Here is an 11911-nt window from a genome sequence, read left to right as displayed (position 1 = left end):
CAAGACCCGCGACTCGGACATAATCGGGGGTATGGACCGATACGAACGCATCACCGCCCTGCATCGTCTGCTCAAGTCCGCACGCTATCCGGTGACGGTGGCGACCCTGCAGGACAAGCTCGGTTGCTCCCGTGCCACCGTCTACCGCGATCTGGCCTTCCTGCGCGATGCGCTGATGGCACCGATCGAGGGCGACGGCGAAGCCGGCTTCCGTTACCAGGCCGACGAGAGCGACCGCTTCGAGCTGCCCGGCCTGTGGCTGAGCTCGGAGGAGCTGCATGCCCTGCTGGCCTCGCAGCACCTGCTGGCGCGGACCGGAGGCGGCGTGCTGTCCTCGGTGCTGGCACCGCTGCAGCAGCGCATCGAGAGCCTGCTGGCGGCCCAGGCTGGCGTTTCCAGCTGGCCGGTGGACCGGGTGCGGGTGATTCCGCACCGTGGCCGCAAGTTCGATGAAGGCAGCTTCCGCAGCGTGGCTTCGGCGGTGCTGGAGCGCCGCCAGCTGGCGTTCGAGTACCGCGCCCGTTCCACCGACGAGCCGACCAAGCGCACCGTTTCGCCGCAGCGCCTGACCCACTATCGCGACAACTGGTACCTGGATGCCTGGGACCATGACCGCGAGGCGCTGCGCAGCTTTGCCGTGGATCGCATCCACAAGGCGCGGGTGATCGACAGCACCGCCCGCGACGTGGCCGACAGCGAGCTGGACGAGCAGCTCGGGGCCAGCTACGGCATCTTCTCCGGTGCGCCGAAGGGCTGGGCGACCATCCTGTTCAGCGCCAAGGCCGCGCGCTGGGTGGCCGACGAGCACTGGCATTCCAAGCAGCAGGGCCGCTTCCTGGCCGATGGCCGCTATGAACTGAAGGTGCCGTACAGCGTCTCGCGCGAGCTGCTGATGGACGTGCTGCACTACGGCTCGGATGCCGAGATCGTCGAACCGGTGATGCTGCGCGAGCAGGCCAAGGCGCTGCTTGAGCTCGCCCTGAGCAACTACGACAACTCCTGACACTCCCCCCGAGAACCCTTCCGCCCATGAAGAAGACCCTGTTGCTGCCCCTGCTCGCCGCTGCGCTGGCCCTGACCGCCTGCGGCAAGTCCGGCGAGCCCTCGCAGAAGCTGGTGGTGGCCGCCACGGCCGTGCCGCATGCCGAGATCCTTGAAGTGGTCAAGCCCATCCTCAAGCAGGAAGGCGTGGACCTGGACGTGCGCGTGTTCAACGACTACGTGCAGCCCAACGACCAGCTGGTGCAGAAGCAGGTGGACGCCAACTACTTCCAGACCGAGCCGTATCTGGATGCCTACAACCGCGATCGCAAGACCGATCTGGTGAAGGTGATCGGCGTGCACATCGAGCCGTTCGGTGCGTATTCGCGCAAGATCAAGTCACTGGCCGAGCTGCGCGAAGGTGCCGACGTGGTGATCCCGAACGACCCGAGCAACAACAGCCGCGCGCTGATCCTGCTGCACAAGGCCGGTGTGATCGAGCTGAAGGATCCGACCAACGCGCTGTCGACCCAGCGTGACATCAGCGCCAATCCGAAGAACCTGAAGTTCCGCGAGCTGGACTCGGCGATGCTGCCGCGCGTGCTGGACCAGGTCGACCTGGCCCTGATCAACACCAACTACGCACTGGACGCGGGCCTCAACCCGACCAAGGATGCACTGGCGATCGAGAGCAAGGACTCGCCGTACGTGAACTTCCTGGTCGCGCGCCCGGACAACAAGGACGACGCCCGCGTGCAGAAGCTGGCCAAGGCCCTGACCAGCCCGCAGGTAAAGGCCTTCATCGAGACCAAGTACAAGGGCGCGGTGCTGCCGGCGTTCTGACGGCCGCTGGCCATGTGGTAGTGCCGGCCGCTGGCCGGCAATCTGCAGACGCCGCCAAGGATCATGGGGTTGCCGGCCAGCGGCCGGCACTACCGTCAGTCGACGTGGAAGGCGAGGGTGGCCGCCACGGCCTGCTGCCATCCAGCATACAGCTTCTCGCGCCGCGCCACCTCCATCTGTGGCTCGAAGCGCCGGTCCAGGCCCCATTGCGCGGCGATCTGTTCGCGGCTGGACCAGAACCCCACCGCCAGCCCGGCCAGGTAGGCCGCGCCCAGTGCGGTGGTCTCGGTCAGCCGCGGCCGCAGCAGTGGTACCCCAAGGATGTCGGCCTGGAATCCGGCCAGGAAGTCGTTGCCGATCGCACCGCCATCGGCGCGCAGCTCGGTCAGCGCGATACCGGCATCGGACTGCATCGCATCGAGCACGTCGCGGGTCTGGTAGGCCATCGCCTCCAGCGCGGCACGCACGAAGTGCGCTTTGCGGGTGCCACGGGTCAGGCCGAACATCGCGCCGCGCACATCACTTCGCCAATAGGGCGCACCGAGGCCGACAAATGCTGGTACCAGGTAAGCACCGCCGCTGTCGGGCACCTGCGCGGCCAGCGCCTGGCTGTCGCTGGCGCGTTCGATCATGCGCAACCCATCGCGCAGCCACTGCACCACCGAGCCGGCAATGAAGATCGAGCCTTCCAGCGCATATTCCACGCGCCCGTCCAGGCCCCAGGCGATGGTGGTCAGCAGTCCATTGCGCGAACGCACCGCCTGCGCGCCGGTGTGCATCAGCATGAAGCAGCCGGTGCCATAGGTGTTCTTGACCATGCCCGGCTGGAAGCAGGCCTGGCCGAACAGCGCCGCCTGCTGGTCACCGGCGATGCCGGCGATCGGGATCGGGTGATCGAAGAAGAACTGCGGCCGGGTGTGTGCGTACACCGCGCTGGAATCGCGCACCTGCGGCAGCATCGCGCGCGGGATGCCCAGCAGCGCCAGCAGGTCGTCATCCCAGTCCAGCGTGTGGATGTTGAACAGCAGCGTGCGCGCCGCGTTGCTGTAGTCGGTCACATGCGCCTGGCCACCACTGAGGTTCCAGACCAGCCAGCTGTCGATGGTGCCGAACAGCAGCTCGCCGCGCTCGGCACGCTGCTGCGCGCCCTCGACGTGGTCGAGGATCCAGCGCACCTTGGTGGCGGAGAAATAGGCATCGATCAGCAGGCCGGTGCGCTCGCGGATCAGCGCCTCATGCCCTTCGGACTTCAGCCGCTCGCAGATGGCGTGGCTCTGCCGCGACTGCCAGACGATGGCGTTGTGGATCGGCTGTCCGGTGGCACGGTCCCAGACCACGGTGGTTTCGCGCTGGTTGGTGATGCCCAGTGCGGCGATGTGGCGCGGGTCGATCTGCCCGCGGCTGAGCAGTTCGGTCAGCGTGGCATAGACGCTGGTGAGAATCTCGCGCGGGTCATGCTCGACCCAACCCGGCTGCGGGAAGATCTGCGCGAATTCGCGCTGCGCGCTGCCGACGATGTCGCCGGTGCGGTCGAACAGGATCGCGCGCGAACTGGTGGTGCCCTGGTCGATGGCCAGCACGTAGCGGGGCGTCATGCAGCGTCTCCGGTAGCGATGGTGTTGGTAGAGTCGAGCCTGCTCGACTGCTTTTCATGCCAGTCGAGCAAGCTCGACTCTACCGTCTATCGATCCACGCCTGCAGCCGCGCCACCTGCGCAGCATCCAGCCGCAACCCCAGCTTGCTTCGCCGCCACAGCACGTCCTCGGCGTCCCAGGCCCATTCGTGGTCGCGCAGGAAAGCCACTTCCCGCGCATGCAGGCCGCCGCCGAAGTCCTCTCCAAGATCGTCCATGCCCCGTGCACCCTGCAGAAGGGCGGCGCTGCGGCTGCCGTAGGCTTCGGCCCAACGCCGTGCGATCTCCACGGGCAACCACGGTGCCAGCGCCTGCAGGCGGGAGCGCGCCTGTGTGGCGTCACCCCAGTCGCTGCCCGGCAGCGGGTCTCCGCCTGCCGTCCAGGCCGGTCCCATCTGTGGCAGGGCAGGGCGCAGCAGGTTCAGCGCTTCCTCGGCCAGCACGCGGTAGGTGGTCAGCTTGCCGCCCAGCACATGCAGCGCCGGCGCCGGGTTGGACTGCAGCTGAAGGCGGTAGTCGCGGCTCAGCGTTGCCGCACGCGGGTCCGGGTCGGCCAGCAGGGGACGTACACCGGCGAACTGCCAGACCACGTCTTCCGGAGTGATCGGCTCACGCAGATAGCGGTTGGCGGCCGCGCACAGGTAGCTCACCTCGGAAGGCAGCACGCTGCAGCGCGCCGGGTCACCGCGGTAGTCGGTGTCGGTGGTGCCAATCAGCAGATGATCGTGGGTGAACGGCAGCAGGAACACCACGCGGCCATCGGGCTGCTGCAGCAGGCAGGCACTGTCATCGGGCCAGGGGCGGCGCAGCACGATGTGGCTGCCCTGTACCAGCCGCAGCGCGGGGCCGCCGCTGCGGGCCTCCATCTGCTCCAGCAGGCCACCGGCCCATGGGCCAGCCGCATTGGCGACGGCGCGCGCGGTCACATGCTGCTGGCCATCGGCGGATTCCAGTACGGCCTGCCAACGGCCCTGCACAGGGCGCAGTTCGATGCAGCGGCTGCGCACATGTACCTGTGCGCCACGCCAGGCAGCATCCAGGGCATTGAGCAGTACCAGACGCGCGTCATCGACCTGCGCGTCGGCGTAGCTGAAGGCCTGCCGCAGATCCGGGGAGAGCCAGGGGCCGAGCGGATCATGCTGAAGGTCCAGGGCGCGCGAGGCGGGAAATGCCGGGCTGCGTGGGCCCAGGTGGTCGTACAGCCACAGTCCCACGCGCAGCATCCAGCGTGGGCGCAGGTGCGGTTCCCACGGCAGCACGAAACGCAGCGGGCGGACCAGATAGGGTGCCTGCCGGCGTACCACCTCGCGTTCGCCCAAGGCCTTGCGTACCAGACCGAACTCGCGCTGTTCCAGGTAGCGCAGGCCACCGTGGATCAGCTTGCTGCTGGCGCTGGAGGTATGCGCAGCGAGGTCGTGCTGCTCGCACAACAGCACGCGCAGGCCGCGGCCGCTGGCATCACGGGCGATGCCGGCACCGTTGATACCGCCACCGATCACCAGCAGGTCGACGTCGTGCATCGCGCCTCCGCATCCTGTGTGTGTAGAGTCGACTGTCAGTCGACTGCTCTTGCAAAAGTCGAGCAAGCTCGACTCTACGAAAGGCAGTCGAGCATGGCTCGACTCTACGAAAGGCAGTCGAGCAAGCTCGACTCTACAGAACGCGGGTGACGGAAACGACGACGGGCCCCGAAGGGCCCGTCGCGTTGCATCAGTGAAGCAGGTGCAGCCTGGATCAGAAGCGGGCGCCGATGCCGAAGCCGACGGTCCACGGATCCATCTTGGCTTCGCCGATCTTCTCGCCGCCAACCTTCACGTCCGGGCGGGCGCGCATGTAGCGGGCGTCAGCACGGGCGAACCAGGTGGAGTTGATGTTCATGTCCACGCCGACGGTGCCGATCACGCCCTTGGCATCCTTGAAGCGGATGTCGGTGTCAGCGCCGTTGCCCAGCTTCTCGTTGCTGAAGCTCGACTGGTAGTAGCCCACGCCCACGAACGGACGGAACACGTTGTCAGCCTGGCCGAAGTGGTACTGGCCGCTCAGCGCGATCGGCTGCTGCTCGACCGAGCCCAGGCGGGCGTTGTTCGGGCCCTTGAACTTGTTGTCGAACTTGTCGGCAGCGCCCCACAGTTCAACGGCCCAGTTGTCGTTGATGTAGTAGCTGAAGCTGACGGTCGGCGCCGGGCCACCATCGGTCTTCTTGACGCCGGTGATCGGGTCGTTCTTCGGTTCCAGCAGCGAGATGCCGCCAACAACGGCAAAATGCTTGCCCGAAGCGGTGTCGGTGCTGCTGCTGTCCTGGGCGAAAGCGGCCGGCGCGAAGGCGGCGGAGGTCAGCAGGGCGAGACTCAGGATACGGATGGAGCGCATGGGGGTATCTCCTAATGTTTCTTGTTTTGGGCCCCCGGTTGCGGGGCGAGCACACCGTAGTCGCCCCAACATGAATCGAATCCGACGCACGTTAAAAAATAGTTTCCCTTGTTCAGCGACTGGAGCGAAAAGCCTGTTTTCATGGGCTTTTCGGCCTTCGGCGACATTCATGCAGTTGGAGAAGATGTGAGCGCAGCAACGGTGTGCATCGGCCTGCAAGCGCAGGTGAACATGGAGTGCAGGGTGCTGCTGCTGGGTTCGATGCCCGGCGTTGCGTCATTGCAGGAGCAGCGCTACTACGCGCATCCGCGCAATCGCTTCTGGCCTGTGCTGGCCGATATCTGTGGCTTCGATGTGGCCCTGGCGTACCCGCAACGGCTGCGCGCACTGCAGGCAGCCGGTGTGGGTCTGTGGGATGTGATCGGTCAGTGCGAGCGGCGTGGCAGCCTGGATGCCGACATCGTGCGTGGCACGGAAGTACCCAATGCGCTGCCGGCATTGATCGCTTCGCTTCCTGAGCTGGAGCTGATCGGCTGCAACGGTGCGGCATCGCTGAAGGCATTCCAGCGTTGGGTGCTGCCCGGCCTGGAGGCGCCGCCAAGGCTGCTGGCGCTGCCGTCCACCAGCCCGGCCAACGCGGCCTGGTCACTGCCGCGGCTGCGCCAGGCCTGGCAGCCGGTAGCCGACGCACTGGCGACATGAAGCGGACATCGTCCGGACAATACGCTACCGACTGGTCGCGGCCGCAACCCATGAGCAACAGCGTGTCCCGGCTGCGTGAGTACTGAAAACACCTGTAACGGTTGGCGCTGGCCCCCGCTGGCCGCACAATAGACGTTTCCCTACACCAGATTGCCGGAGTTATCCCCATGGCCGAAATCAAGGAAGCACTTGTCCCCGATATCGGTGACTACAGCGATATCCCGGTAATCGAGGTGCTTGTCGCCGTCGGCGACACGGTCAAGAAGGACCAGGGCCTGGTGACGCTGGAAAGCGACAAGGCGACCATGGAAGTGCCGTCGGCCGTCGCCGGCGTGGTCAAGGAGATCAAGGTCAAGGTCGGTGACACCCTGTCCGAGGGCAAGGTCGTGGCCCTGATCGAAGTGGCTGAAGGCGAGGCGGCCAAGCCGGCCGCTGCCGCCCCGGCACCGGCCAAGGCCGCTGCCCCGGCTGCCGCCACCCAGAGCGCGCCGGCCCCGGCCGCAGCTGCGCCGGCCGCTCCGGCTGCCAGCGGTGGTGCGGTTGAAGCGCTGGTGCCGGATATCGGCGACTATTCCGGCATTCCGGTCATCGAAGTGCTGGTCGCCGTCGGCGACACGGTCAAGAAGGACCAGGGCCTGGTCACGCTGGAAAGCGACAAGGCCACCATGGAAGTGCCGTCGTCGGTGGCTGGCGTGGTCAAGGAACTGAAGGTCAAGGTCGGCGACACTCTGTCGCAGGGCAATGTGGTCGCCATCATCGAGGCCGAGGGCGCTGCCGCGCCGGCGCCGACCAAGGCAGCCGCTGCTGCCGCTCCGGCTGCCGCCGAGACCGCCACCAAGGTCGAGCCGGTCGCTGTGCCGGCGCAGCCGGACAAGCTGGCGGCCCGCGAGGTCGCCTCGGCCGGTACCCCGTCCAGCCCGCCGGTGCAGTTCAACGCCGATGGCGTGCTGCCGGCCAAGGTGCCGTATGCCACCCCGGCGGTGCGTGTGTTCGCCCGCGAACTGGGCGTGGACCTGCTGCAGATCAACGGCACCGAGAAGGGTGGCCGCATCACCAAGGGTGACGTGCAGAAGTTCGTCAAGGCCGCACTCAGCGGTGGCGTGCCGGCTGCCGGCGGTGCTGCTGTTGCTGCCGGTGGTGGCCTGAACCTGCTGCCGTGGCCGAAGGTCGACTTCAGCAAGTTCGGCGAGACCGAAGTCCAGCCGCTGTCGCGCATCAAGAAGATCTCGGGTGCGAACCTGGCCCGCAACTGGGCGATGATCCCGCACGTCACCCAGTTCGAACAGGCCGACATTACCGACCTGGAAGGCCTGCGCGTGGCGCTGAACAAGGAAAACGAGAAGGCCGGCATCAAGCTGACCATGCTCGCCTTCCTGATCAAGGCCAGCGCCGCGGCGCTGAAGAAGTTCCCGGAGTTCAACGCCTCGCTCGATGCCAGCGGTGAAAACCTGACCCTGAAGAAGTACTTCCACATCGGCTTTGCCGCCGACACGCCGAACGGCCTGGTCGTGCCGGTCATCCGCGACGTGGACAAGAAGGGCGTGGTGCAGATCGCGCAGGAAACCGGCGAACTGGCCAAGAAGGCGCGCGACGGCAAGCTCGGCCCGGCCGACATGAGTGGCGGCTGTTTCTCGATCAGCTCGCTGGGCGGCATCGGCGGCACCGCGTTCACCCCGATCGTCAATGCACCGGAAGTGGCCATCCTCGGCGTCTCCAAGTCGTCCATCCAGCCGGTCTGGAACGGCAAGGAATTCGCACCGAAGCTGATGCTGCCGCTGTCGCTGAGCTACGACCACCGCGTCATCGATGGCGCTCTGGCCGCACGCTTCACCACGTACCTGTCGCAGGTACTGGCCGACATGCGCCGCGTGCTGCTGTAAGGCACCGCTTCGCCCCCACCGTGCGGCCGCCGCCCCAGGCGCGGCCGCGTGAACAGATGCAGTGACAGCCCGCCGGCACCGCCGCGCGGGCACGAGGAAAACCCACCATGGCCACGATTGAAGTCAAGGTTCCCGACATCGGCGATTACAGCGATGTGCCGGTGATCGAAGTGTTGGTCGCCGTCGGCGACACGGTGAAGAAGGATCAGGGTCTGGTGACCCTGGAATCGGACAAGGCCACCCTGGAAGTGCCGTCCTCGGCTGCCGGCGTGGTCAAGGAAATCAAGGTCAAGCTGGGCGACACCCTGTCCGAAGGCGCCGTGGTCGTGGTGCTGGATGCCGAAGGTGCCGCCGAAGCCCCGGCCAAGGCCGCCGCGCCGGCCGCAGCTGCGGCCGCCCCGGCCAGCAAGCCGCCGGTGACCCCGTCGCACCGCGCCCCGGCTGAGCCGGCGGCGCCGAAGCCGGCGCTGTCCAGCGGCAAGCCGGCCGACATCGAATGCGAAATGGTCGTGCTGGGCTCCGGCCCGGGCGGCTACACCGCCGCTTTCCGCGCCGCCGACGTCGGCCTGGATACGGTGCTGGTCGAGCGCTACGCCAGCCTCGGCGGCGTCTGCCTCAACGTGGGCTGTATTCCGTCCAAGGCGCTGCTGCACGCTGCAGCGGTCATCGACGAAGTGGCCCACGCCGGTGATTTCGGCGTCGAGTTCGGCAAGCCGACCATTACCCTGGACAAGCTGCGCGAGTACAAGGAAAAGGTCGTCAACCAGCTGACCAAGGGCCTGGCCGGCATGGCCAAGCAGCGCAAGGTCCGCAGCGTGCAGGGCGTTGGCAAATTCGTTTCGGCCAACGAGCTGGAAATCACTGCCGCTGACGGCAGCACCCAGCTGCTGCGCTTCCAGAAGTGCATCATCGCTGCCGGTTCGCAGGCGGTGAAGCTGCCGAACTTCCCGTGGGACGACAAGCGCGTGATGGATTCCACCGACGCGCTGGAGCTGGCCGAAGTGCCGGGCTCGCTGCTGGTTGTCGGTGGCGGCATCATCGGCCTGGAAATGGCCACCGTGTACAGCGCGCTGGGCAGCAAGGTCACCGTGGTCGAGTTCATGGACCAGCTGATGCCGGGCGCCGACAAGGACCTGGTCAAGCCGCTGGCCGACCGCCTGAAGAAGCAGGGCATCGAAGTCCACCTGAAGACCAAGGCCTCGGGCGTCACCGCCGATGCCAAGGGCATCACCGTGACCTTCGACGCCGCCGAGGAAGGCCAGGCGCCTGCGCTGGCGCAGGGCACCTTCGACCGCGTGCTGGTGGCTGTTGGCCGCTCGCCGAACGGCAAGAAGATCGATGCCGAGAAGGCCGGCGTGCAGGTCACCGACCGTGGCTTCATCCCGGTCGACCGCCAGATGCGCACCAATGTGCCGCACATCTTTGCCATCGGCGACATCGTCGGCAACCCGATGCTGGCCCACAAGGCCACGCATGAGGGCAAGCTGGCCGCCGAAGTGGCTGCCGGCCACAAGAAGGAATGGGTCGCCCGCGTGATTCCGTCGGTGGCCTACACCAACCCGGAAATCGCCTGGGTCGGCGTGACCGAGACCGAAGCCAAGGCCAAGGGCCTGAAGGTCGGCGTGGCCAAGTTCCCGTGGGCCGCCAGTGGCCGTGCGATCGGCATCGGCCGCACCGAGGGCTTCACCAAGCTGATCTTCGACGAAGAGACCCACCGCATCATCGGTGGTGCGATCGTCGGCGTGCACGCCGGTGACCTGCTGGCCGAGATCGGCCTGGCCATCGAGATGGGTGCGGAGGCGGAAGACATCGGCCACACCATCCATGCCCACCCGACGCTGAGCGAATCGGTGGCGATGGCCTCGGAAATCTACGACGGCACGATCACCGATCTGTACATGCCGAAGAAGAAGTAAGGCGCCCGCGCCTTCGCGAACGAGAAGCCCCGGCATCTGCTGGGGTTTTTTGTTTCTCCGCTCCGGATTTTTGCGAGCGGTGGGGCCGCTGCGCGGGTGGCAGGCGTCCCCCGTCGTCCGCCTGCGGCGGTCGCCTCCTCCTTTACTTTGTCCAAACGCCTGCCACCCGCGCAGCGGCTCGGCTTGCGGATAGTCGAGAGCCACAGCTTGGCCCGCCTGGATGCCTGACACGCGGGGGAAGAGGGGCTTGCGTGCGAAGTAAAGGAGGAGGTGACGGCCGCAGGCTGGTGCCGGGGGACATTCGCACGCAAGCCCCTCTTCCCCCAGCGCTCGACCAACCTGCTTCTCTGCTCGACGATGCAAAGAAAAAGCGCGGCCCCGATGTTCCGGAGGCCGCGCCAGGAGAGAGAGTGCCGTGGAAGGGGCGGGGGATCAGAACACGAAGCTGACGCCGGCCACCGGGCCCTTGAATTCCTGCTTCAGGCCGATGGTGCCGTCGCTGCCCTTCTTGTCCGCGTCGAGCTTGAACCAGTCGTAGCCAGCGAACACACCGAAGTTCTTCGTGAAGCGGTAATCCACGATGGCGTTGGCGCGGCTCAGGTCGCCCTTGTAGTCATCGAAGCTGCCCCAGCGCGTGTTGAGATACTGGCCCTGCAGCGTGATCATCCACTTTTCCGACGGGGTGAAGCTCAGGCGCGCACCGACCACCGGCGCCACGCCGTCCGTCTTCTCATTGAGGAACTGGCCTTCGTAGACGGTGCCCAGATCGGCGTAGGCCTTGGTGCTGACCTTGGCGTACTCGGCACCCAGCTGCAGGCCGAGGTCGAAGGTATCGGTGTCCACCACCGAGTAGTCATAGACCAGGCTGGCGACCTGGTACTTCAGTTCGCCCTTGACGAAGCTGCCGGATGGCACGTTGACGTCTCCGAAGGAGATGTCCTGGCCAAGGGTCTCGCGGCGGTCCTTGTCGTACTTGAAGTAGTTGAACAGCAGGCGCTGGCGGTTGCTGATGCGGAACATGCCGTCGATGCGCGGTTCCCACTCCTTGCCACCCAGCTTGAAGTCCTCGGAGAAGCCGATGTCCTGGCCGGCGACGTTGGTCTTGCCGCGAAGGGTGTTGTCCGAGTCGATGTTCATCGCACCCAGGCGCAGGGCGAAGCGGTCGTCGCCTTCAGCGGCGTGGGCGGCAGTGGCGAACGAAGCACCAGCGGCGAGCAGGGAGAGGGCGAGCAGGGTGGGTACGGGGCGCATCGAAGAGTCCTTGCAGTGGTTCATCAGAATGAAGGCCACTGTGCCGGACAGGCCCGTCCACCATCCGTGAACGTATGGTCCACGAAGTGTGCACGGTTCAGCACTGTCGCGACGATGCAAAAAGATGGCCCCGGAGCCGGGCTTCGGGGCCATCGTGGGACCTGCGGGGCGGAGCGTCGACGAGGTTGCTGCAGGCAGGTCGAAAGATCGGACCGGCGCATTCGGCGAAAGTTCCGCGGCCTGCGACCAAAGTTCAATACTGCGCTGCAACATCATACGGACGTCATTGTCCCCTGGGTGGCACGCAAAAATGTAACCGTTACCGCAACTTGCGG

At 66.3% G+C, this 11911-nt stretch carries 9 protein-coding genes; 5 read left to right on the top strand and 4 right to left on the bottom strand.

What is annotated here, in order from left to right; all coding sequences use genetic code 11:
* Positions 1–31: 31 nt before the first annotated feature.
* Both ACZLIB_RS20090 and ACZLIB_RS20085 read left to right on the top strand, forming a co-directional pair.
* Positions 32–1003 carry a helix-turn-helix transcriptional regulator gene (locus tag ACZLIB_RS20090; protein WP_010481302.1) on the top strand — a complete coding sequence of 324 codons (972 nt, stop codon included), beginning with the start codon at positions 32–34 and terminating at the stop codon, positions 1001–1003.
* A 26-nt stretch (positions 1004–1029) separates the two neighbouring features.
* Positions 1030–1824, top strand: coding sequence for a MetQ/NlpA family ABC transporter substrate-binding protein (locus ACZLIB_RS20085; protein WP_049399178.1), 795 nt, complete (start codon positions 1030–1032; stop codon positions 1822–1824).
* Positions 1825–1919: 95 nt separating this feature from the next.
* Here the strand turns inward: ACZLIB_RS20085 and glpK are convergent, their stop codons facing one another.
* The 3 genes from glpK to ACZLIB_RS20070 all read right to left on the bottom strand — a co-directional run bounded on the left by glpK (position 1920) and on the right by ACZLIB_RS20070 (position 5827).
* Positions 1920–3419, bottom strand: coding sequence for a glycerol kinase GlpK (gene glpK, locus ACZLIB_RS20080; RefSeq protein WP_478468530.1), 1500 nt, complete (start codon positions 3417–3419; stop codon positions 1920–1922).
* A 79-nt stretch (positions 3420–3498) separates the two neighbouring features.
* On the bottom strand, positions 3499–4977 hold the full coding sequence (gene glpD, locus ACZLIB_RS20075) for a glycerol-3-phosphate dehydrogenase (protein ID WP_478468528.1): 1479 nt from the start codon (positions 4975–4977) through the stop codon (positions 3499–3501).
* A 214-nt stretch (positions 4978–5191) separates the two neighbouring features.
* Positions 5192–5827 (bottom strand): OmpW/AlkL family protein, encoded by a 636-nt coding sequence (locus tag ACZLIB_RS20070; protein ID WP_032129052.1) that lies wholly within the window; start codon positions 5825–5827, stop codon positions 5192–5194.
* A 186-nt stretch (positions 5828–6013) separates the two neighbouring features.
* Here ACZLIB_RS20070 and ACZLIB_RS20065 point away from each other — a divergent pair, with 186 nt between their 5' ends.
* The 3 genes from ACZLIB_RS20065 (at position 6014) to lpdA (ending at position 10325) form a co-directional block, all read left to right on the top strand.
* The gene (locus ACZLIB_RS20065; protein ID WP_049399259.1) at positions 6014–6529 is read left to right on the top strand and encodes a DNA-deoxyinosine glycosylase; all 516 of its coding nucleotides are present in this window, start codon (positions 6014–6016) and stop codon (positions 6527–6529) included.
* Positions 6530–6696: 167 nt separating this feature from the next.
* A complete protein-coding gene (gene aceF, locus ACZLIB_RS20060; protein ID WP_071229582.1) occupies positions 6697–8409 on the top strand; it encodes a dihydrolipoyllysine-residue acetyltransferase in 1713 nt (570 codons plus the stop codon).
* Positions 8410–8516: 107 nt separating this feature from the next.
* Positions 8517–10325, top strand: a complete 1809-nt coding sequence (gene lpdA, locus ACZLIB_RS20055) for a dihydrolipoyl dehydrogenase (protein ID WP_478445074.1) — start codon at positions 8517–8519, stop codon at positions 10323–10325.
* 432 nt (positions 10326–10757) lie between these two features.
* Here the strand turns inward: lpdA and ACZLIB_RS20050 are convergent, their stop codons facing one another.
* Positions 10758–11576 (bottom strand): hypothetical protein, encoded by an 819-nt coding sequence (locus tag ACZLIB_RS20050; RefSeq protein WP_010481314.1) that lies wholly within the window; start codon positions 11574–11576, stop codon positions 10758–10760.
* Positions 11577–11911: the final 335 nt, after the last annotated feature.

Source organism: Stenotrophomonas sp. 220_Sma, assembly GCF_056487375.1.
This window is presented reverse-complemented; position numbering and strand designations above follow the sequence as displayed.

What these genes read in the sequence shown, in the direction of transcription:
- ACZLIB_RS20090 (WP_010481302.1), top strand. Translation starts at nt 32, where the DNA reads ATGGACCGATACGAACGCATCACCGCCCTGCATCGTCTGCTCAAGTCC.
- ACZLIB_RS20085 (WP_049399178.1), top strand. Translation starts at nt 1,030, where the DNA reads ATGAAGAAGACCCTGTTGCTGCCCCTGCTCGCCGCTGCGCTGGCCCTG.
- glpK (WP_478468530.1), bottom strand. Translation starts at nt 3,419, where the DNA reads ATGACGCCCCGCTACGTGCTGGCCATCGACCAGGGCACCACCAGTTCG.
- glpD (WP_478468528.1), bottom strand. Translation starts at nt 4,977, where the DNA reads ATGCACGACGTCGACCTGCTGGTGATCGGTGGCGGTATCAACGGTGCC.
- ACZLIB_RS20070 (WP_032129052.1), bottom strand. Translation starts at nt 5,827, where the DNA reads ATGCGCTCCATCCGTATCCTGAGTCTCGCCCTGCTGACCTCCGCCGCC.
- aceF (WP_071229582.1), top strand. Translation starts at nt 6,697, where the DNA reads ATGGCCGAAATCAAGGAAGCACTTGTCCCCGATATCGGTGACTACAGC.
- lpdA (WP_478445074.1), top strand. Translation starts at nt 8,517, where the DNA reads ATGGCCACGATTGAAGTCAAGGTTCCCGACATCGGCGATTACAGCGAT.
- ACZLIB_RS20050 (WP_010481314.1), bottom strand. Translation starts at nt 11,576, where the DNA reads ATGCGCCCCGTACCCACCCTGCTCGCCCTCTCCCTGCTCGCCGCTGGT.